Genomic DNA, 21,154 nt, shown 5'->3' on the forward strand with positions numbered 1-21,154 from the left:
AGGAAATGAAGCTTTTTTATTCTCACATTTGCATTCCATTTAAAACGCTAATCATTTTAATGAGAAAAATCAGTACGCTTCTATTTTTAGTTTTAAGCATTTCACTTACCCAAGGACAGACACTTTATTCGAAAGCGTTTGGCAGCAGCAAAGACAAACCCGTTATTTTTCTCCATGGTGGTCCGGGAAATAGCTCAGTATATTTTGAGGCTACTACGGCACAAAAACTTGCAGACAAAGGATTCTACGTCATCATTTATGACAGACGCGGCGAAGGACGTTCCAAAGATGCAGATGCAAAAATGAATTTCAGTGAATACTTCGAAGATTTGAACGGCCTTTACAAAAAGTACGGATTACAAAAAGCCACTTTGATTGGATTCAGTTTTGGAGGTTTGATAACAGCTCAGTTTGCTGAGAAATTTCCGGAAAAAGTAAAATCAATTGTGCTTGTCAGTGCACTGGTATCACAGCAGGAATCATACAATACCATATTGAGAACTACCAAAGCCATTTATGAGAAAAACGGCGATAAAGCAAATTTGCAAGATCTTGCGCTGATTGAAAAAATGGATAAAAATTCACTTGAATACAGGACAGCATGTTTTAAACACGCTTCGCTGAACGGTTATTTCAAACTAAAAAACCCAAACCAGGAAGCCAGGGAAATGTATGCAAGCTATGAAACGGATCCATTGATCAAAGCATATATTAAAAACGAACAAGCGGTGCCGACTTTCTGGAAAAATGAAAATTTGAAAAATATCGACGTCAGTGCGAGTCTTAAAAATGTCAGGAATAAAAACATTCCCATTTATGCACTCTATGGACGGCAGGATGGAATTTTTAGCGAAAAACAAATGAGCGACCTAAGAAACATGATTGGCAATGATCATGTCAAATATATTGACAACAGTTCCCATACCCTGTTTATCGACCAGCAAGCAGTGTTCCTGTCTTCCGTAAAAAATTGGATTAAATAAACAATTGCTTTCAAAAAAACGGCTCTGGTAATCACATGAGCAGAATCTTCTTTATATTGGATAAAAAGAAAATATGAAAATCTTTATTCTACTTTGTTTGTTGATTGCCAGCGCTTCCACGGTTTTTGCGCAACAGCCTGATGTTGAAAAAAAGCTTAAAGAACTGGGTTTGCAGCTGCCTCCCAATCAGAAACCACTTGCCAATTATGTCAAAGCTGTACGCTCCGGAAATCTTGTTTTTCTATCCGGCCAGGGTCCGTCAACACTGGATGGCAAATTGATCGCCGGAAAAGTTGGAAAAGATCTTACTACTGAGCAGGGATATGATGCCGCAAAATTAACCGGATTGAGCCTTCTTTCTTCTTTGAAAGAGGAAATCGGTGATCTTAATAAAGTAAAACGCATTGTCAAAGTGCTGGGAATGGTAAACTGTCCCGAAAACTTTACAGACCATCCAAAAGTGATCAATGGATTTTCTGATCTGATGGTCGCTATTTTTGGAGAAAAAGGAAAACATGCCCGTTCGGCAGTAGGCATGAATTCCCTTCCCTTTAATATTCCTGTAGAGATTGAAATGGTGGTAGAAATTGAAAATTAATCAGAGTACTTTACCTAGTACTCTTTTTGCATTTCCGCCAACAATTTTACGGACTTCCTCGTCTTTCAATCCTTTTGATTTTAATTTCTGGATCCATTCCGGTACCTGGGAATAGGATGAGAATACGGGTTTGAAATTACCGTCCATATCCGTTCCCAAACCAACGTGATCAATTCCAACAGCATCAACAAGTCGCAGCGTATTATTAATAAATTCATCAAAACTGGTGTTAAAACCTGACGGCCAGGCACCTATTATGCCACCGGTACGGGCAACCATTTTGGCATGCTCAATATTAATGGCACGTTTTGCCATCGGCCGGTTATCTCCTGACTGCAAAATAGAATGAGAAATAATTACCGGGGCGTCTGTGATGTCGCAAACCGCTTTTGTGGTCGCCTCGGTTGCATGCGCCAGATCAATCAGCATTTTAAGCTTGTTCATTTTTTTGACAACTTCCTTACCGGCTGTTGAAAGTCCGTTATGCATAGGTTGCTCGGTTTGAAGATCACCCAGTTCATTGGTATGGTAATGCACGAGCTGCACCGACCGGACGCCGTCCTGATACATCTGATCCAGATGTGATGCATTTCCTTCCAGAAAATCTCCGCCTTCAACAGAAATAAAAGCAGCTGTCTTTTTATTCTTTAAAGCATCATCCAGACTTGAAGTTTTGGTAGCCAAAATTAGATCGTTGGCCATAATAACGTCTTTAAGTATTTTAATCTGACGATTATATTCTGCCCAGGCCTCATTAGGCTCGTAAGCTCTTGAAGGTTTAACTCCCGTTGGCCCAATTTCGATAACCTTTGCATCAGCAACCAGAGCGAAGAAAGCACCTGTTAATTTTCCTTCTTTCATATCAGCAAGCGTCTTTTTTAACATCCCGTCGCCCGGATACATTTTTGTTTCTTTGGCAAAAAATAATCCCGGATGGGCGTGAAAATCAAAACTGAGATATGGCTTGTCGTCAATGGAAAAATCAATATTATTTAAAAACGGAGCAGCGGCGAGAAAACTGCCTGCTTTTTGCAGAAAATCTCTGCGGTTCACTTGATTAATTTCCATTGAAAATGTGGTTGTTTAAAGAAGGTTAAAAAGAATTTGAACAGAATACTTATTGATATTCAGAAAGATATTAGTGAACATCCATTTTCAATATAGGCAGGATTTGACTTTTTTTCAAAATTTGTGAAGCTACTTTTACCGAATAATTCCTTAAATAAATGCGCCAGGTTTTTTAGTTGAAATCAGACAAAAACATATCAGAATATCAACATGAATATTGTATTGAAGTTTGTTTTTGCTTATTTGGTTAAACAGTTATCAATAAAAAATTCGACAGTTTTCTCGAAACTCATGAGGATTGGCATAACTTAGCCTACTGATTAACTATATAAAATGTGCTAACTCTTGGTAATGAATAAAGTAAAGATATTTGCCGGAATCCTTTTTCTTACGTTTACCATCACCACCCTGCTTTCATGGAAAAGCAACACTGAAAATATTAATACCAAAGCCGCAGCCAAACGTCCGAATATTATTGTGATTATGGCAGATGATATGGGCTTTTCTGATGCAGGATGTTACGGAGGTGAAATCCATACACCCAACATCGATTTTCTGGCTCAGAATGGAATCCGTTACCGGCAATTTTACAATACTTCCCGCTGCTGCCCTACCCGCGCTTCATTGTTGACAGGCTTATACAACCAGCAGGCAGGAATCGGAAAAATGACGGAAGCGGAAGGTGCGCCTGGTTATCAGGGGCACATTACGGATAATGCCGTTACGATAGCAGAAGTTTTAAAATCTGCCGGATATCATACTGCTATGTCAGGCAAATGGCATGTTTCCAACACTTTCGGTCAAAAAAACCCGAAAGATCAGCTCGACTGGCTTAATCATCAAAAAGATTTCGGGCCATTTTCACCCGTTGAGCAGTACCCAACTGCCAAGGGTTTTGAGAAATTCTTTGGTACCATCTGGGGTGTTATTGATTTTTTTGATCCATTTAGTCTGGTTAACGGTACAGAACCTGTGAAATCTGTTCCCAAGGATTATTATCATACGGATGCCATTAGCGACACTACGGTTTCGTACATCAAAGATTATGCAAAAAGTGATAAACCATTTTTTATTTATGTAGCGCAAAATGCACCGCACTGGCCGCTGATGGCCAAACCAAAAGATATAGCAAAGTATAAGGAAACCTATAAAGTCGGCTGGGACGTAATCCGTGAGCAACGGTATAAAAAAATGGTTAAACTCGGCCTGATTGATCCTGCCACAACGAAACTTCCAATCGATCCGATTGATGAGACAAAATGGGAAAATAACCCGGATAAAGAGTGGGACGCAACAGCCATGGCCGTGCACGCTGCGATGATTGACAACATGGACCAGGGCATCGGGCGGATTATCAATGCATTAAAACAAACCGGCCAGCTGGATAATACACTGATATTATTTTTGTCTGACAATGGTGCAAGTGCGGAAAACTGCGCAAATTACGGACCAGGTTTTGATCGTCCGAGTGAGACACGCGATGGTAAAACCATTGTCTACGCCACAAAAAAACAAGCTATTCCAGGTCCTCAAACTACCTATTCATCCATTGGCTCACGTTGGGCACATGTAGCGAACACACCTTACCGCTATTGGAAAGAACAGTCTTTTGAAGGTGGAATCCATACGCCGTTGATCGCATTCTGGCCGAAAGGTATTACAGCTAAAAAAGGTGGATTCAGTGATTTTACAGGCCATGTGATGGATTTCATGCTCACTTTTTGTGAATTGGCGGGAGCCAAATATCCTTCCAATTTTAATGGTAAGAAAATAACGCCATCATCGGGAGAAAGTCTGGTAGCTTCTTTTCAAAATAAAAACGAAAAAGGGCATACGCAGCTTTTCAACGAACATTTTGGCGCCCGTTATGTGCGCAGCGAAAACTGGAAACTGGTTGCACTTCCAAGAGATTCGAGCTGGCATTTGTATGATATCAGCAAGGACAAAACGGAGACTGTTGACCTGGCTGAACACAATCCATCCAAAGTACACCAGCTTGATAGCCTCTGGAATACATGGGCAAAAACCCATCAGGTCTTTCCAAAACCCGGACCGAAAACTTCAAAGTAATTGGCTGAGAACTTTATGTTAATGTAGGTTATGAATTTCTCCGCTTCAAAATTATCTGTAAATCCAGTGATCTCCGGTGTATATTACTTTTCAAAAACCAGGGTTTCCGCTTTGGCACCGAGTTCTTCCAGGGCAGACAAAATCGAGGACGTAAAAGCATCCGGGCCGCAGACATAGAAAGGTTGAGAAAAATCACTGATCTGGGTTTGAAGAAATTCCTTATTAATTTTGCCATGGTAGAATCCTTCTGCTTGTTCGGATGAAATTAGATTAAAAAACTGGCTGCCCAGCATTTTTTCGAATTCCTCTTTCAAAATGATATCAGAAACCGTTTTATTGGAGAAATACAATTTGTTGCCGCCCACTTTATTTTGCGCATACAAATCCCGCAAAATGGCAATAAAAGGAGTAATTCCCGCACCACCAGCCAGAAAGATTCCTTCTCCCTGATAGGCAATTGCTCCCCATGAATCACTGATTTCAAAGCTATCCCCTGGTTTTATTTGTGTTAGCTGATTTGTCACACCGTCATGATCCGTGTATGATTTTATTGTAAATTCAAGCGTATCACTAGCCGGAAGTGACGTAAAAGTAAAAGGGCGTTTTTCCTTTTCCCAGTTTTCCTTCAATATTGAAAGGTCTGTTGCCTGGCCAGGCGTATAAGTAAAACCTTCTGGTTTTTCAATGGTAAATGCATGAACATTGTGGGTCACTTTTTTAACTGCAATTACTTTAACCTGATAGTCTGCCATAGTTTTTTGTATCAAATATTGAAAAACAAATTACATAAAAGCCAGCTAAAACGGAAGCCGGTCAGGGGTAAATATAAAAACTATGAAATGATAATTTTAAGTCCTTCCCGCATTTCATGGTTGTAAAAAGGAAAACCGGAAATAACTGATACTGTCAAAAACCACAAAACTGTATCCCTAATACCCTTAACTGGAAAAGTAATTTTGTAGCTGAATCAATTCAAAATTTAATAAGCCTCGACCCATGCGTATTGTTGAAATTACTTTGGAAAATAATTACGGATATCAGGATTTTTTTGTGGATGGACTTAAAAAGCACAGCGAATTTTTCAAGATAAGTCCTCATGAACAACGCCAGGGATCTTTTCCTACAAAAGCTACACCTTACAGTTTTACGCTGGCTGCGCTGGATAAAAACGAAAATCTTATGGGTGTGGTCAGTTTTCAACTTTTGATGGAAGACCGAAAAAAGCTGGCTCATAAAGGTGAACTTTTCAGAATGTATGTTTCCAGCGAAAACAAAGGGAAAAATATCGGGACTTTGCTGATTGAACATCTTATCGCGCGTGTAAAAGCACAACTGCCTGATATTGAACAAATCAATCTGAATGTGGCTACACGTAATGAGACCGCAAAAAAACTCTATACAAATCTCGGCTTTGAACATTTTGGAACAGAGAGGAATGCAATCAAATTTGAGGGGAAGTATATTGATGATGATTATATGGTGTTGCATTTGAAGAGTTGATAGGTTTTAGTTCTCCATTAATCGCAGTCTAAGTTTCGAATACTATTACTTTATTTCTGTTGGGGCTGACCAAAAAGCCAAAGCCCTTTATCTACTTTGTAGATAGAGGGCTTTTTTGTATTTTTAATTACCACATTAGAAATACATGAGCAAGATAAAAAAATCTATCGTCTTTAAAGAATACTGCCCGCAGCAGCTATTATTTTTACCACCTTCTCTTGAAGAACTGATACCTCCTACGCATTTGGTACGGGTTGTTAATGAAGTAGTTGAACGGATGGATATCACAGAGCTGATGAACCTTTATGAAGGTGGGGGAACCAGCGCATACCATCCGCGGATGCTGCTGAAAGTCTTACTTTATGCGTATTGCATCAAGATATATACTGGCAGAAAGATAGCCCGTGCCCTGGGTCAGGACATCCATTTCTTCTGGCTGAGCAGTATGAGCCGGCCCGATTTTCGGACCATCAATACTTTCCGGAGCAGCAAAGCCAAAGAAGTGATTGAAGTGCTGTTCAGCTCCATGCTGGTGTTTTTGATGGAACACAAGTATATCAAAATGGAGCACTATTTCTGTGATGGCAGCCCATTTATGGCCGATGCCAATAAGCACAAGATGGTCTGGAAGAAGAATGCCCTCCGGTATAAGGCATCAGCAGAACAGAAATGCCAGCAGCTGCTCAAAGAGATTGATGCGCTGAATGCATCCGAAGATTTTACCTACGGAAATAAAGATCTTGAAGAATATGGATCACAGCCTGTTAGCCGGCAGGTCCTGGCCAATCAGATTGACCAGCTCAATGAAAAGATTAAGAATACCAGCGTCAAAAAAACAAAACGCAAAGCCCAAAGCCTGGGCAAACAACTGGTAGAAACAGCAGATCGGATTGAGAAATACGAGCAGCAGATTCTTATCGCGGGCAGCCGCAGTGGCTATAATGTAACAGATCAGGACGCCAGTGCGATGATGATGAAAAATAAGGTTGAGGTACTGCCCGCATATAATGTGCTGGCGGGATGTGAAGATCAGTTTATTACCGGCGTAAGCCTGCACCAGAACACCAATGACGGCACCTGCTTCAAAGACCACTTGGATCAGCTGTCAGTTCAGCAGTCTGTGACCCCTGAAAACATCATTGCTGACAGCATCTTTGGTACCGAAGAGAATTATGAGCTACTGGAAAACAAGGGGATAAACAATTATTTGAAATTCCCCCAGTTCCATAATGAGCAAAAGAAATCCTATAAGAATAACCCTTTTTTAAAAGAGAATTTCTATTACGATCCCGCTGCAGATAGCTATACCTGCCCCAATAAGCAGCAGCTTACTTTTCGAAGCAGCTATAAGCATACACATAAAAAAACAGGTTATCAGTCACATATAAAGGAATACGAATGTACAGACTGCACGGGTTGCCCATTCTACGAACGCTGTTGTAAATCTACCCAAGGGCATAACCGTACACTCAAAGTTAATGAGCAGCTTGACCAATACAAGCAACAGGCACGGGACAACCTTAACTCACAGAAAGGTTTTGAGCTCCGCAGACGAAGAAGTATTGAAATAGAAAGCTGCTTTGGCGACATAAAAGCCAACATGGGTTTTCGCCGCTTCCATCTTAGAGGTCTTAAAAAGGTAACTACTGAGTTTACCTTGGTTGCTATGGCCCACAACCTGAGAAAACTGCATCTTAAAAGACAAAAATCAGCAGCCTAAGTAGAAAAAATGGCCAGATAGCTGCTCTTAAGAGTACTTTCCGGCCATTTTTTATAAATCAATTAAATAACGAAGCTAAAAATCAAAATGAAGATCTTTTATTTATAAATCAAAGAACTCTTTTTGGTCAGCCCCATTGATACTTTACCGTTTGTAACGGTTGGCTTTTGTAAAGCATCTCTCATTCAAATTTCTAGTGATGACCGTTGCAAACGGTCATTTATTGCAAGTACGCAGTGTTCGAAGAACACTACGCACAACGGGCCAATTTCGAAGAACACAACGCACATTTATGAGGCCGGCTAAGTACCGTACAGAGAGCCAAACAGATTCGGTGCCGTTGCTAGTAAGTGAACGGTATAACAAATTATTACTACTCATTCATTTCAAACAATGTTTAACATAACCGATTTTTGACATAAAGGTTACATCAGAATAGGTTTTTTGTTATAATTTCCTTTTTTTTAATGAACGTTATTTAGAAATATTGCAAGATTTTATTTACTTATAACGATTAATTTTCCCCAAATTTAGTTTGAATTTTAACTATCTAATACTTAACTTTAAGTAAGCTTTATGCAGATTTTTGGCATAACTAAAAGTTTAAACCTGAAATTTAAACTAAAAATTACATCTTAAATTTAAGTAAAATGAAAACGATACTGATTCCCGTAGATTTTTCAAATACTTCTTCCAACGCCTTGCAGTTTATTGCAGACCTGAATCAAAATATTGATATTGAGAAAATTATCTTACTTAAAACGCATTACGTTTCAATTTATTCCAGCATAATCCCCTCCGGTTACGGACAATCTAATGCCGAGTATATTCTTCAGGAAAGAACAGAGACCGAAGAACAATTGACTTTGACCGGACAACAATTGCTAAAACGATGCAAGGCCGGTGTACAAATTGAAGTTGCTGTTAGCGACCTTCCGATCCTGCGCGCCATCCACGATATGATCAGAGACCAAAGTCCCACGCTGCTGGTTTTAGGAAGTGATGCCAGTAACGATGAAAGTCCGCTTGGCGAATATGTGATTGAAATAGCACAGATTTCCTCGATACCCGTTTTGATTATACCATCGGCCAGTAAATACAGAAAAGTGGAAAGAGTGCTGGTTCCCTGTGGTGCCGGCGCGATTCCTCAGCTTCCACGATTGAATAGATTAAGGCAGATGCTGCCTAATCCTGAACTTGTGATTCTGAATGTTGATCACAAACATACAGGAGACGATGAGAATTATCGGACTCAAATTAAGGAAATGCTTGGAGATTTTAGTTACACGGTTTACTATGCTCAGGATAAAAATATAGCAAAAGGGATTCTGGATTTTGCAAAAGAGCGTAAGAATATTCAGCTGATCGTTGCACTTCCGGGCAAATACAGTTTTTTCTATAACCTTACTCATCAGAATATTACAGAAGCGATCACACTGAACGCGAAAATCCCGGTATTGATTTTTAAAGAAAACTGAAAGGCAAATCATTTTTGAAAAAGTATAAAATTTATAATTACAAATCTGAGTTCCCGGACAATTCGGGCTGACTCAGATTTGTAATTCAAACGATGGAAGATTCTTTAAACGACACCACCGCGATGATTGATGCAATTTTGAATATCAGAATTGCTATGAAACAATATGTCCAGCGAAGAATACGTGAGGACAAGCTCGATCTTACCTATGAAATGGTTCAGGTGTTGGCGGTGCTTTGGCGAAAAGGAGAAATGAACCAGCAGGAAATTGCGGACCGGGTTCAAAAAAACAAAGCAAGCCTTACTTCGCTTCTGGACAATCTGGCTAAAAGAAAACTGATCACACGAAATGAAGACCCCGCGGACAGACGAAATAAAATCATATCACTGACCGATTCGGGAAAGGAATATGAAAAGCAGCTGGAACCTTTATTAAGCGGTTTCTTCCAAACATTGACAAAAAATCTGCCCGGGCGGGACATCAAAAAAATTACCGGTTTTCTAAAAAATATGGAATCCAATTTATTGGAATGATAACTTTTCCACGCGTTTAGCCTGTCGAATTTTTACTATTGCCCCACAACATTTCTGAAATTAAAGAAAGATTAAAAACGAATGACATAACACTGCCTTAACATACTTCATTTCTATTTCTGTGACTTTTGCATTGTTATAACCAAAACAATCAAACAGTTACAATTTATGAAGCTTTCAGTTTCTACCCTGCTGCTATTAATTTTATTCGCAACAATCTCCCAGGCCCAGATCACCACCAGTGGGATCAGCGGCCTTGTTAATGACTCAAAAAAAGAAAGTTTAATCGGAGCGACGGTTCAGGCTACTTATATGCCAACCGGAACTAAATATGCAACCGTTACAGATGTGGACGGGCGTTTCCGCATCAACAGCATGAACGCAGGTGGTCCTTACCAGATCATGATCACTTATGTCGGGTTTCAAACCGAAACTATGAACGACATCGTTTTACAGCTTGGTGAAACGACAAACTTAAATGTGGTTTTGAAAGATCAGGGCCAGACGCTGACCGAGGTAACCGTGACAGGTTCACGCGGCGGTGAGCGCGAAGGCACAGGATCAAGCGTCAATGCTGAGCAGATCCGCCGTTTGCCAACGATCTCGCGAAGCCTGACTGATATGACCCGGACTTCCCCCCAGGTCAACAACAACAACTCTTTTGCAGGTACCAACTTCCGTTATAATAACGTGACCGTCGATGGCGCTGTCAATAATGATGCGATCGGATTTAGTCCGTCTTTGGGCGGTTCGACAGGTTCTACCGGCCAGCCCGGATCCAGTACCCGTACCAACCCGATCAGTCTTGATGCGATCCAGGATATCCAGATCGCCGTTGCCCCTTTTGATGTAAGACTGGGTAATTTCCTGGGTGGTTCTGTCAATGCAGTCACACGCAGCGGAACAAACGATGTGACAGGATCGGTTTACGGTTTTGGACGTAATTCAGCGCTTGTTACCAAATGGAACGGTGCTTCTGATGCCAAAGAAAAACTGCCAAGTACTTTCCACGAATACCAGACAGGGGTGCGCGTGGGTCTTCCTTTGATCAAAGACAAACTTTTCTTCTTTACCAATGAAGAGATCACAAACCGCCAGGATCCTGTTCAGTTCCAGGCCGGTACGGCTTCTTCTTTGATCAAAGATGTGGCTGTGGCTCAGCAGATCAGCGATTATGTTAAAACCAATTACGGTCTTGGTGCAGGTTCTTTCGGAGATTATTCGATCAACTCAAAAAGTACCAAGTTCTTTAACCGTATCGACTGGAACATCAACAGCAAACACCAGCTTTCGATCCGTAACAATACCGTATTCTCGGAAGCGACCAACCTGGAACGCGATTCACAGAACTTCCGCTTCGGAAGTATTGACTACAAACAGCACAACAACCAGACAAGTACGGTTGCCGAGCTTAAAAGCCAGTTTGGAGGACATTCTTCCAACAGTTTGATCGTTGGTTATTCAGCCATCCATGATTACCGAAACACGCTTTCGAACGTCAGAACTTTCCCTCAGGTAGAGATCGGCTACAACGGCGGAACGATTTTCCTTGGAAATGACCGCGAGGCATCGGTTTTCAACCTGAAACAAAAAACGTTTGAATTGACCGATAACTTTACCTTTTATGTAGGTAAAAACACGTTCACGGTTGGAACGCACAACGAGTTTTACAACATCGATTACGGATTTGTAAACTCGCCCAACGGACGTATCTCTTACAGTTCTTTAAATAACTTTCTGGGCATTGGTACGCCAAACAACAAGTCGCTGCCAAACCGTGTGAGAGGTTCTTATCCTTTCGCTGACCCGACAAACAACCTGGATAGCCAGTTTGATAATCCCTATGCGCAGTTCAAGGTTAATCTTTTGAGCGCTTACATCCAGGATGATATCCAGCTGACAGACAACTTTAAGATCACGCCCGGTATCCGTCTTGATTACTCGGGACTTCCTACCAAACCGACATTGAGCCCGTTGGTATCAGGTGCTGCAACCGATCCTGGCTACGGCGGAACGTATTCTTACACGCCTTTGAACCAGATCAATAACAAATATCTGAACAACGTACAGGTTTCTCCGCGTCTTGGTTTCAAACTGGATATCAAAGGAGATAAAAGCATTATTCTTCGCGGTGGAACAGGTTTGTTTACAGGCCGTATTCCTTTTGCATGGCTGGGTTACGCGTTCTACAACAACGGTGTAGGTTACGGCGCATATGATTTCAACAACAATGCCACAGCGGCAACCAAACTGGTGGGAGATCCACTGGTCCCAAATGGCGGTGTTTTGATCAACAACAATCCTGCCAACGGAGGCGTAAAACGTACCCAGGTTGATTTAATTGACAACAATTTCAAAATGCCGCAGATGTTCAGAAGCAACCTGGCGGTAGATTATACTTTGGACGGCTACAAGTTTACCGTGGAAGCGTTGTATACAAAAGTGATCCAGGATCTTAAATTCCAGCAGGTTAACACCAAGGATGCGGTGCGTTATTACAGCTATGATACCGATCGCCAGCAGCCGATTTATGTGGCCGCAAACGGGTCAGCCGGAGCGCAGCGGATTGACAATAACTTTGCAAACGCCTACATGCTTTCGAACACAAAACAAGGGTACCGTTACAGTTTGACTGGTCAGATCCAGAAGAACTTTTCAACCGGTTTTGGTTTCTCGGCAGCTTACACTTACGGAAAATCATATGATATCACCAACGGTATCAGAAACTCGATGGAATCCAACTGGCAGCTGAACCAGTCATTGAATCCGAACAATCCAAAGCTGGCCTACTCCAACTTTGATATCAGAAGCCGCATTGTGGGCACAGTAAACTACCGCCATATCTGGAACCCGAAAAATGCAACGACGGTAAGTTTGTTCTATTCCTTCCAGTCAGGTACGCCATTCTCATGGGGATATGTGAACACCACAGTTGACGGAACAGGACAGGCAAACAGCCTGGCTTACATTCCAAAGGATCTTGCAGAAGCACAGAAACTACTTCCGACAGGAACACAGGCAGCTGATTTCATGGCCTTTGTTGATTCAAAATCATATTTGAAAGGTCAGAAAGGAAACTTCACCGAAAGAAACGGTGGCCGCACGCCCTGGAACAACACGATGGATCTTCGTTTCATGCATGAGTTCAAGATCAAAGGACGCAAATCGATCCAGGTTACTTATGACATTCTTAACTTTTTGAATCTGGTTGACAAAAAACTGGGCTACTCGTATTTCTCACCCAATACGTTTAACTCAACCGCTTCCATTGGCTTGACGCGCGCGACAAACCCAACCACAGGCGATCCGACATTTACATGGACAAAACCAGGCGCACCTTACTCAATTGATCCGCTGGGATCACGCTGCCAGATGCAGCTGGGGGCGAGGTATTCGTTTTAAGAATTCACACAGATAAAGAAAAACCGCAGGGACGAAAGCCCTGCGGTTTTTTTATAAATTTCGTTTTCTAAATTAGCCAAAAGATCTTTTCTAATTATTTGAGAATTTCCTTCGGAAACTTATCTTCCTTGATTTCTCCTTTTTCCAAAGACACAAAATACGCATTACTTTGCTCATCAAGCGCTACCACTTTTTTCACCTGATTGTCTTCAAAATAAATACCGGCTTTGTCATCGACCGCATATCCGGCCTTGTATTCTCCGCTTTTGATTTTTGCCCAATAAAGTGGTTTCCGAGGAGCTTCTGCGTGATAATGCGGGCAGTGACTGGTTGTTATAAATCCTAGTCCTTCAACTTTTGTCAGCTCCGTCGGGCGCGAATCTGTTGTTCCGTGTTCAAACCAGCAAAGAGAACCGGCGCTTCCGCCACCAAGAACAATGCCTTTTTCCCAGGCTTTTTTCAAAACTTCATCAATTTTCTGCGCTTTCCAGATCACCATCATATTCAGTGTATTTCCGCCGCCGACAATGATCGCATCCATTCCTAAAAGAACTTTTTCGAAAGATTCTTTCTGGGTATAAGACGAAATAAATAAACGCTGAACATATGGCCGGATGGGCAAATCTGAGCAGGAATCATACCATCTCGTAATGGTGACGAGAGAATCACCCGTTGCTGTGGGTAAAAAGCAGATCTTTGGATTTTCCTTTCCTGTCAGGCCGGCGATATACATGATGAACTTGCTGTCCATCGATCCTCCCGTAATAAAAATTTTCTTTTTCAACTCCTTCAATTCTGTGTTTGGTTGTACTAAGGTAATATTTGCTGTTAAAGCAGTTGTGGCACTCAGTTGGACAAATTTGCGTCGGTTCATCATTTTTAACAGGAGTTGGTGGTTGGCGTTTTGGTAAAATATCCGAAAATATTATTGTCTCAACAAGATACATCTATAATCTTAAAAAAAATCGAAAAGAAGAGTAGCCCGTAACAGACCTAAACAGTGTACTTCAAATAAAGGTGGTTACAAAATAACCCGCCGACCTCACCAAAATATATAAGTTATCATGAAACGAAGAGACTTTGTAAGATCTACCATTGGAGCATCTCTGATAAATCCATTTGAAAAAGCTGCTCAACCCGCAGTAACGCATATTGAAAGCGAAGATCTTACAGGTCGCGGCATTGTGGATGACAATTACGCGCTTCATTTTATGGCACTGGGCGACTGGGGGCGCAACGGAGAGTTCCTTCAACAGGAAGTTGGCAAACAGATGGGACAATGGGCCGGTCAGCACCGGAATAATTTTGTAATTTCAGTTGGTGATAATTTTTATCCACGAGGCGTTGTCAGCGAACATGATCCGCTATGGCATTACTCTTTTGAAAACGTTTATACCGCATATGCACTTCAATGCGACTGGTATGCCATTTTGGGAAATCATGATTATTTGACAGATCCCGACGCGCAGATCCGTTACAGCGGTATTAGTCGCCGATGGAAAATGCCTTCAAGATATTATTCCAAAGAAATCCAGATCGGAAAAGAAAAAGGGAAAGTATTATTTGTCATGATTGATACGAATCCGATGATTGATGATGAGCTCAAAATTGACGCCGATAAACAAATTGCATGGATCAACGAAACTTTGAAAAATGCCTCTGCGGATGTAAAATGGAAAATCGTAGTTGGGCACCACCCCTACTATACGGTTGGCCCACGTATAACGAATTACGACACGCTGGCCATCCGGGAAAAACTGACCAAAACTTTTGAAGAGCATAAGGTGGATGTATATCTTTCCGGTCACGAGCATTCCCTTCAACATTTAAAACCGGAAGGTTATACACATCAATTTATTTCAGGAGCCGGATCTGAATTATCTCCTGTAAAAACGGGTGTTGCCTATTCCCGCTTTCAGGCTTCGGAAAATGGATTTATGTATTTTTCAATGGATAGTAAACGGCTAAATGTAAAAGCAATCAGCCATACTGGAAAAATGTTATATGAGACGGAGTTGACAAAAGCGTAGATTTTTTAAAAAACACAGAAGTAAACAAAAATATATTTTTAAAAATCAGGCAAATTAATCTGCCTGATTTTTCATTTTAATATGTTAATGTCCTAACTCGTTAAGGCAGGAAACTGATAAAGCAAACCAGGATTCTCAGCCTGGTTCAGCAGAAAATCCGCTACATCAGCCCTTGCTATTTTACCGATTTTTATATCCCTTTCTAGTTTCGTTTTAATCTGATAACGATTAGTCCGCTTTCCATCGGTCAGCATACCTGGCCTTATAATTTCCCATTTTAAATTACTTTGGGTTATCATTTGCTCCATTAACGTTTTATCAACATACTGATCTTTCAGAAAAAACCTGATTACCAGTTTCATGAAAAGATTCAGATAATTTTTGCTTTCCCCTGCCCCAAAACCTGTAATGATTAAAACAGGTATATCCGGATTTGTTTCCCGAATTGCTTCAATAAGAGCCCTTGCCGTTTCCGAAAATAAAGTTGTGTTTTTCTTATCTTTTGTCCCAATCGTTACCAGAATGGAATCTACATCCTGAATAACTTTTTTCAGATCTGACACCGAAGTTGCACTTCCATTTATTTTGGTAAGAAACTTATGATCAGGAATCGATTCGGTATTTCTAGAAAGAGCGCTTACCTGATGCCCTCGTTCCAAAGCTTGATTTACAGCAGCGAGCCCAATTCCGGCGGATGCACCGATGATTGCGATTTTCATAGAAATAGTTTTATTGAGTAAGCTGCGTTTCAGATTTGGCAACACAAAACTTTTGGCCTACTCCGGGTGTCGCAACCAAAAGGCTATCTTCTCCCCACGTCCATGAGCGGCCATCTGCCGTTAAAATTTCTGCTCCTGCTTCTTTTGCAATCAAAATTCCGGCAAGCCAGTTATAAGTGTCAAGATCAGGCTGATAGAAAAAATCGATTCTGCCTACACCTACATAGGCAAGCTGCAAACCGCAAGGACCATAATTTCTGACAACACCGAAATTTTCAAGAAGGTCAGTCACCGCATTGCCTATTTTTTTATTCAGGCCTTCCACTTTTTTGTATTGGTAAGCATATTCAAAAACTGCAAGCGTTACGGTTGCGTCAGTTTTGGCGGAGGGATTAATTTTATTTCCATTGAGAAAAGCGCCTCCGCCTTCCACCGCCCAAAACATTTCCTGCGCATAAGGATCGTAAATAACTGCAAAATAAGGTCGTCCATCACGCACCAAAACCAGATTTATTGTCCAGCCTACAATGTGCTGCATATACTGAACGGCTCCATCCATGGTATCACACAACCAATATTCCGGCAAACCAAGTGGCTTTTGCTGTTCTTCAAAATCAAATTCGTCGCCTAGCCACGGCGTGTCCGGGAAAGCATCCGATAAATTTTCTTGCAGCAAAGTAAGACAGCGTTCTTCAATATGGTTGAGCTGAATAAGTGAATCTTCCCTTGTATTTGGTATGGCAGTTTTTCTGAAATCAGGAAGGAATAAATCGCCTGTCTTTTTCACAGCGTTAATTATGAGAGGAATATCGATTTCTTTTTGCATGATCTTGTCGTTTATGTACAATGCAAAGAAAGCGGATAAAATCTCTTGAAAAGTAGGCCCAATAACTGAAAAGATAGTCCTAATCGCGGAATTTAAGACGAAATTGTTGTGGTGTCAATCTGGTCACTTTTTTGAAAAGTTTGTTAAAATAAACCGGTTCATCATATCCCAGTGCGTAACCAATTTCTTTTACGCTTTTATCGGTAAAGTACAACAAACGCTTTGCTTCCATTATAGAATGCTGTTGGATATGCATGGAAACCGAAGTGCCCGTGATTTCCTTGACTGTGTCGTTAAGATGAGAAACAGAAACAGCAATTTCTGCCGCATATTGTGAAGGCTGTTTCCATGATTTATAATTTTGTTTCAACAGCCGGTTGAATTCCCGTGCGATAATATCGCTCCGGCTTTCTTTTGTTTTTTGATCTTTTGAAACTGCTTCAATTCTTCCGGCAATCAAACTTAGCAAAGCTGCTAATAGGGAATGTGTCGTCTGTCCGGTATAATTGTCAGCTGGACTCGTCTGAATTTTTTCAATCAGATTCAGCAAAATAATCATTTGATGAAAAAATGGGGTTTGTTTATCAAGTAACACCGGCCCTTTAAATCCCTGCTCCAAAACAAGTTGAAAACCATTATCAATCAGGGACGGATCAAAACTTACTGCCCACCCCTGCGGCTCATTTACTTCAACCACATTATGAACCTGACCGGGAAATACAAAAAGCATGGCCGGAGCTTCAACCGAAAGTTCTTCAAAATCAAGGTTTAACTTAAAGCGGCCATCAGTAGCAAACATAAAAAGGTAGTGCGCATCACGATGCGGCGTGATCGTATCGTGATGTTCCTTCTGTCCTGACTTTTGCATATTAATCACAAAAACCCCCGCCTTCGCCAATGGAGAAAGTTCAAACTGACTAATACTTTGTTTCTGGCTCTTCACTTGTCAAAATTAGAAAAATTATATTGTGGATCCACAGTTTTAAAATCAGTCAATTTGCGCCCATTGATCAATTAAAAATCTTTAAAACGAATAAATCAGGGAAATATATAAAAAGTAATATTGATCAGTAAAAGTTACCAGGTTGGTCTTTTGATAATTACAATAGAGATCTACAGACTGTTACATTAACCTGGTTTCCTTTTAAATTTGATATAATTTTTCCTCTATAACTGTTCATGAAAAAACGTTACCAGGTACTTTTTGCGCTTTCACTTCTTTCTGTAATCACCTTTCTGGATCGTATTGCCATCAGTGTTGCCAGTCCCAAAATCATGACCGATCTGGGACTTAGCAAGGAGCAGTTGGGCTGGATTCTTGGAATTTTCGCTTTGGCATATGGTGGTTTTGAGATTCCGACAGGCTTGATGGGCGACCGGCTTGGAGCCAAAAAAGTATTGATACGGGTAGTATTATGGTGGTCAGCTTTTACAGTGCTGACTGGTTTTGCGACAGGTTTTGGTATGCTGCTGATCACGCGATTTCTCTTTGGAATCGGAGAAGCGGGCGCCTACCCCAATTCTTCAATCGTTCTTTCAAAATGGTTTCCCGCTATTGAAAGAGCACGTGGACAAGCCTGGATATGGTCGGCAAGCCGTGTTGGTGGCGCGCTGACACCTTTTTTAGTAATCCCGATCCAGAATCATTTTGGATGGAGGGTAAGTTTTTTCTTCCTTGGTATACTCGGATTGTTATGGGTAATTTTTTGGAAATTCTGGTTTAAGGAGGAACCTTCCGAAATGAAAGGTATCAGTGAACACGAATTAAAAAATATTCTTACCAAACGAAATCTTCCACAGGGACATCACAAATTTTCGTGGGCGATTTTCAAAAACACCAATTTACTGCTTCTGATGGCGATGTACTTTTGCTACGCCTCCGGAGCTTTTTTCTTTCAGGCCTGGCTCCCAACTTATCTGCAAAAAGGCCGCGGACTTGATGATCAGGAAATGTCTTTTATCACTTCTTTTTCATTTGTTTTAGGCGCAGTTGGTTGTCTTTCCGGTGGTTTTGTCTGTGATTTTTTGGTCAAAAAGATTGGTCCGAGATGGGGACGCGCAGCAGTAGCACTTACCGGGCTTGGGTTGTCAGGAATATTCATGATGATCTCCGTTTTTGTCAACGACAATACCGCCGCAACGATTCTGCTATCAGCTGGCCTCGGACTTATGGATTTTACAATTCCTGCATCCTGGTCGACGGCCATGGATATTGGTGGAAAAAATGCAGGAACCATTACCGGCGCCATGAACACTGCCGGCCTTTTCGGAAGTACTCTGAATACCATTGGATTTGGTTATCTGGTTACTGCATTTGGTAATAATTACCACGCTCCTGTTGTTCTTTTGGCGATTCTCCTGATCATTGGCGCGCTGCTTTGGCTAAAAATTGATGCTACACAAAGGATTACGTTTGAGGTTTTGGAGGAGAAATCTTAATTTGAGTTAAAGGTGAATATAATTTGATAAATTAGTACAAACGTAGCTCAAATGTCAGATAGATTACCAAATACTTCGTCGGAACCAAGTCCACCAGTCGGCAAAATCCTCTATATCGATCACCTTAAAGTATTGCTTACAGGACTTGTCGTCTTGCACCATGCCTGTGTAACTTATGGCGGACCTGGCTCCTGGTACTATTCTGAAAAGACTTTGAAAACTGGTGTGATCATCCCGGTGACCATGCTTGTAGCCACCAATCAGGCTTTTTTTATGGGGTTTTTCTTTTTTCTTTCGGCAATATTTATTCCTGCTTCCCTTACTAAAAAAGGCACCGGCGTTTTTATAAAAGACCGGCTTAAAAGGCTCGGAATTCCATTGCTGTTTTACTCGTTTATACTTTCTCCGGTGATGAATTACTTGGTTTATTATTTTGCCGGAGGCCATCACATCACATTTTTTCAATTTTTGAGTGGATACGACAGCTGGGTAAGTTTTGGTGTGATGTGGTTTGTGGTCGCGCTTTTGCTATTTACAGCAGTCTATATTTTATGGAAGGAAGTGGACAACTCAAAGCCTGTCAAAATAAAATCTCCCTCAGTTTCAGCAATTTTAATATTTGCCGGCGGACTTGGTCTGTTGAGTTTTTTTGTAAGAATTGTATTTCCGGTAGGCTGGGTTTTAAATCCTTTCGGGTTTCAGCTGGGGCATTTCCCGCAATATATTGCTTTGTTTTTTTGGGGTATTGTTTGTTATAACAGCAACTGGCTGAATGAAATTGATTCCCGTTTTAAAAAGTCGGGCAGGATAAAGTTTTTTCTGATCGTATTCGGCTTTCCCGTAATTTTTGCAATCAGGGTTTTATTCGATGCGCCTGTCGCCTGGTATAGCGGAGGTGCTCATTTTCAATCTTTGGTATATGCTTTATGGGAACAGCTTACCGGTTTTACCATCATCACGTGGCTTCTGTATATAGGAAAAAATAACTGGAACAAACCATCTCCCTTTTTGGCAAAATTAGCCCGCTGTGCTTTTGCAGTATACATTTTTCACCCCTTTGTTCTGATTTGCTTGTCGCTTTTATTGAAAGATTGGCCGGTAGACCCCGCCTTAAAGCTCTTGTTTGTAGCACCTTTTGGTATATTGTTTAGTTTTTTGCTGGGTCATCTTATCATTCAGATTCCGGGTGTAAAGAAATTTCTTTAATTACTTTGCAGCGCTTACTTTCCTGCTTCTTTACCTATAAAATGAGACGACAACTTACTTTGTTTATTTCTGACCAAAACGAAGAAATTGAAAAGATAAGAGCGGAATTTAATCCTGTCCAATTTGAGCTTATTGCAGCACACGTCACTTTGTGTCGTGAAAATGAGCTTGAAAATCTTGATAAGGTTGTAAGCAATATCAAAACCATTGGTCTTGTCAAATCTTTGCAAATTGAATTTAGCTCCGCCGAAAGGTTTGCAGATGGAAAAGGAGTATTCATTCCCGCCAAGACCGAAAATTACGATTTTCATGAACTGAGGAAAAAAATATTATACGAAACGCAAGAATTCAATCAAAATTATCTCCCGCATATTACGCTGATGCATCCGCGAAATTCAACTTGCAGCGATGAGATTTTTGACCAAATAAAAAATTGCAAATTACCGTCTGTATTAAATTTTGATACTATCAGTTTAATTGAAGAAAATGCTGACGGGAGATGGTTTATCATTGAACAGTTTCCTCTCATAAAATCCCAGTCTTGAAAAAAAAATGTCTTAAAAAAAATATTTCGTCCACTTT

18 protein-coding genes are annotated in these 21,154 nt (G+C 40.9%); 12 read left to right on the forward strand and 6 right to left on the reverse strand.

The genetic code is table 11. The features are described 5' to 3' along the window. The first annotated feature begins 59 nt into the window (after positions 1-59). Complete coding sequence (locus IEE83_RS16255) at positions 60-983, forward strand: alpha/beta fold hydrolase (RefSeq protein ID WP_194121588.1); 924 nt, start codon at positions 60-62, stop codon at positions 981-983. A 73-nt stretch (positions 984-1,056) separates the two neighbouring features. Continuing rightward, positions 1,057-1,581 (forward strand): RidA family protein, encoded by a 525-nt coding sequence (locus IEE83_RS16260; protein WP_194121589.1) that lies wholly within the window; start codon positions 1,057-1,059, stop codon positions 1,579-1,581. Here the strand turns inward: IEE83_RS16260 and IEE83_RS16265 are convergent, their stop codons facing one another. After that, on the reverse strand, positions 1,582-2,649 hold the full coding sequence (locus IEE83_RS16265) for a dipeptidase (RefSeq protein ID WP_194121590.1): 1,068 nt from the start codon (positions 2,647-2,649) through the stop codon (positions 1,582-1,584). Between the two features lie 351 nt (positions 2,650-3,000). Here IEE83_RS16265 and IEE83_RS16270 point away from each other — a divergent pair, with 351 nt between their 5' ends. Beyond that, entirely contained in the window at positions 3,001-4,719 is a 1,719-nt protein-coding gene (locus tag IEE83_RS16270; protein WP_194121591.1) for an arylsulfatase, read from the forward strand. Positions 4,720-4,802: 83 nt separating this feature from the next. On the opposite strand, the gene IEE83_RS16275 is transcribed toward IEE83_RS16270, so the two are convergent. Continuing rightward, the gene (locus tag IEE83_RS16275; protein ID WP_194121592.1) at positions 4,803-5,471 is read right to left on the reverse strand and encodes an FAD-binding oxidoreductase; all 669 of its coding nucleotides are present in this window, start codon (positions 5,469-5,471) and stop codon (positions 4,803-4,805) included. Between the two features lie 244 nt (positions 5,472-5,715). Between IEE83_RS16275 and IEE83_RS16280 the strand changes: the two genes are divergently transcribed. From IEE83_RS16280 to IEE83_RS16300, 5 genes are all read left to right on the forward strand, one after another. Beyond that, positions 5,716-6,219 (forward strand): GNAT family N-acetyltransferase, encoded by a 504-nt coding sequence (locus IEE83_RS16280; RefSeq protein ID WP_194121593.1) that lies wholly within the window; start codon positions 5,716-5,718, stop codon positions 6,217-6,219. Positions 6,220-6,364: 145 nt separating this feature from the next. Further along, positions 6,365-7,939 (forward strand): IS1182 family transposase, encoded by a 1,575-nt coding sequence (locus IEE83_RS16285; RefSeq protein WP_194119464.1) that lies wholly within the window; start codon positions 6,365-6,367, stop codon positions 7,937-7,939. 650 nt (positions 7,940-8,589) lie between these two features. Beyond that, positions 8,590-9,417: a universal stress protein gene (locus IEE83_RS16290; protein ID WP_194121594.1), complete on the forward strand. Its 828-nt coding sequence runs from the start codon at positions 8,590-8,592 to the stop codon at positions 9,415-9,417. A 92-nt stretch (positions 9,418-9,509) separates the two neighbouring features. Further along, the gene (locus IEE83_RS16295; protein WP_194121595.1) at positions 9,510-9,950 is read left to right on the forward strand and encodes a MarR family winged helix-turn-helix transcriptional regulator; all 441 of its coding nucleotides are present in this window, start codon (positions 9,510-9,512) and stop codon (positions 9,948-9,950) included. Positions 9,951-10,118: 168 nt separating this feature from the next. Further along, positions 10,119-13,352, forward strand: coding sequence for a TonB-dependent receptor (locus tag IEE83_RS16300; protein WP_194121596.1), 3,234 nt, complete (start codon positions 10,119-10,121; stop codon positions 13,350-13,352). A gap of 94 nt (positions 13,353-13,446) precedes the next feature. Here the strand turns inward: IEE83_RS16300 and IEE83_RS16305 are convergent, their stop codons facing one another. After that, positions 13,447-14,229 carry a Type 1 glutamine amidotransferase-like domain-containing protein gene (locus tag IEE83_RS16305; RefSeq protein WP_228101836.1) on the reverse strand — a complete coding sequence of 261 codons (783 nt, stop codon included), beginning with the start codon at positions 14,227-14,229 and terminating at the stop codon, positions 13,447-13,449. A gap of 187 nt (positions 14,230-14,416) precedes the next feature. On the opposite strand from IEE83_RS16305, the gene IEE83_RS16310 reads away from it, so the two are divergent. Then, entirely contained in the window at positions 14,417-15,382 is a 966-nt protein-coding gene (locus tag IEE83_RS16310; protein ID WP_194121597.1) for a purple acid phosphatase family protein, read from the forward strand. A 92-nt stretch (positions 15,383-15,474) separates the two neighbouring features. Here the strand turns inward: IEE83_RS16310 and IEE83_RS16315 are convergent, their stop codons facing one another. The 3 genes from IEE83_RS16315 to IEE83_RS33440 form a co-directional block, all read right to left on the reverse strand. Continuing rightward, entirely contained in the window at positions 15,475-16,101 is a 627-nt protein-coding gene (locus tag IEE83_RS16315) for an NAD(P)-dependent oxidoreductase (protein WP_194121598.1), read from the reverse strand. Between the two features lie 10 nt (positions 16,102-16,111). After that, the gene (locus tag IEE83_RS16320) at positions 16,112-16,927 is read right to left on the reverse strand and encodes an inositol monophosphatase family protein (protein WP_194121599.1); all 816 of its coding nucleotides are present in this window, start codon (positions 16,925-16,927) and stop codon (positions 16,112-16,114) included. 79 nt (positions 16,928-17,006) lie between these two features. Next, on the reverse strand, positions 17,007-17,870 hold the full coding sequence (locus tag IEE83_RS33440; RefSeq protein ID WP_194121600.1) for an AraC family transcriptional regulator: 864 nt from the start codon (positions 17,868-17,870) through the stop codon (positions 17,007-17,009). Between the two features lie 236 nt (positions 17,871-18,106). On the opposite strand from IEE83_RS33440, the gene IEE83_RS16330 reads away from it, so the two are divergent. From IEE83_RS16330 to IEE83_RS16340, 3 genes are read left to right on the forward strand one after another with little or no spacing between them, the layout of a single operon-like run. Beyond that, a complete protein-coding gene (locus IEE83_RS16330) occupies positions 18,107-19,366 on the forward strand; it encodes an MFS transporter (RefSeq protein WP_194121601.1) in 1,260 nt (419 codons plus the stop codon). Positions 19,367-19,417: 51 nt separating this feature from the next. Beyond that, positions 19,418-20,572 (forward strand): acyltransferase family protein, encoded by a 1,155-nt coding sequence (locus IEE83_RS16335; RefSeq protein ID WP_194121602.1) that lies wholly within the window; start codon positions 19,418-19,420, stop codon positions 20,570-20,572. Between the two features lie 41 nt (positions 20,573-20,613). Next, the gene (locus IEE83_RS16340) at positions 20,614-21,117 is read left to right on the forward strand and encodes a 2'-5' RNA ligase family protein (RefSeq protein ID WP_194121603.1); all 504 of its coding nucleotides are present in this window, start codon (positions 20,614-20,616) and stop codon (positions 21,115-21,117) included. The last annotated feature ends 37 nt before the right edge of the window (positions 21,118-21,154 follow it).

The organism is Dyadobacter subterraneus, from assembly GCF_015221875.1.
GTDB classification, from domain to species: domain Bacteria; phylum Bacteroidota; class Bacteroidia; order Cytophagales; family Spirosomataceae; genus Dyadobacter; species Dyadobacter subterraneus.

Excerpts from the sequence above, each read along its gene's own strand:
- IEE83_RS16255 (WP_194121588.1), top strand. The coding sequence starts at position 60 with ATGAGAAAAATCAGTACGCTTCTATTTTTAGTTTTAAGCATTTCACTT.
- IEE83_RS16260 (WP_194121589.1), top strand. The coding sequence starts at position 1,057 with ATGAAAATCTTTATTCTACTTTGTTTGTTGATTGCCAGCGCTTCCACG.
- IEE83_RS16265 (WP_194121590.1), bottom strand. The coding sequence starts at position 2,649 with ATGGAAATTAATCAAGTGAACCGCAGAGATTTTCTGCAAAAAGCAGGC.
- IEE83_RS16270 (WP_194121591.1), top strand. The coding sequence starts at position 3,001 with ATGAATAAAGTAAAGATATTTGCCGGAATCCTTTTTCTTACGTTTACC.
- IEE83_RS16275 (WP_194121592.1), bottom strand. The coding sequence starts at position 5,471 with ATGGCAGACTATCAGGTTAAAGTAATTGCAGTTAAAAAAGTGACCCAC.
- IEE83_RS16280 (WP_194121593.1), top strand. The coding sequence starts at position 5,716 with ATGCGTATTGTTGAAATTACTTTGGAAAATAATTACGGATATCAGGAT.
- IEE83_RS16285 (WP_194119464.1), top strand. The coding sequence starts at position 6,365 with ATGAGCAAGATAAAAAAATCTATCGTCTTTAAAGAATACTGCCCGCAG.
- IEE83_RS16290 (WP_194121594.1), top strand. The coding sequence starts at position 8,590 with ATGAAAACGATACTGATTCCCGTAGATTTTTCAAATACTTCTTCCAAC.
- IEE83_RS16295 (WP_194121595.1), top strand. The coding sequence starts at position 9,510 with ATGGAAGATTCTTTAAACGACACCACCGCGATGATTGATGCAATTTTG.
- IEE83_RS16300 (WP_194121596.1), top strand. The coding sequence starts at position 10,119 with ATGAAGCTTTCAGTTTCTACCCTGCTGCTATTAATTTTATTCGCAACA.
- IEE83_RS16305 (WP_228101836.1), bottom strand. The coding sequence starts at position 14,229 with ATGATGAACCGACGCAAATTTGTCCAACTGAGTGCCACAACTGCTTTA.
- IEE83_RS16310 (WP_194121597.1), top strand. The coding sequence starts at position 14,417 with ATGAAACGAAGAGACTTTGTAAGATCTACCATTGGAGCATCTCTGATA.
- IEE83_RS16315 (WP_194121598.1), bottom strand. The coding sequence starts at position 16,101 with ATGAAAATCGCAATCATCGGTGCATCCGCCGGAATTGGGCTCGCTGCT.
- IEE83_RS16320 (WP_194121599.1), bottom strand. The coding sequence starts at position 16,927 with ATGCAAAAAGAAATCGATATTCCTCTCATAATTAACGCTGTGAAAAAG.
- IEE83_RS16330 (WP_194121601.1), top strand. The coding sequence starts at position 18,107 with ATGAAAAAACGTTACCAGGTACTTTTTGCGCTTTCACTTCTTTCTGTA.
- IEE83_RS16335 (WP_194121602.1), top strand. The coding sequence starts at position 19,418 with ATGTCAGATAGATTACCAAATACTTCGTCGGAACCAAGTCCACCAGTC.
- IEE83_RS16340 (WP_194121603.1), top strand. The coding sequence starts at position 20,614 with ATGAGACGACAACTTACTTTGTTTATTTCTGACCAAAACGAAGAAATT.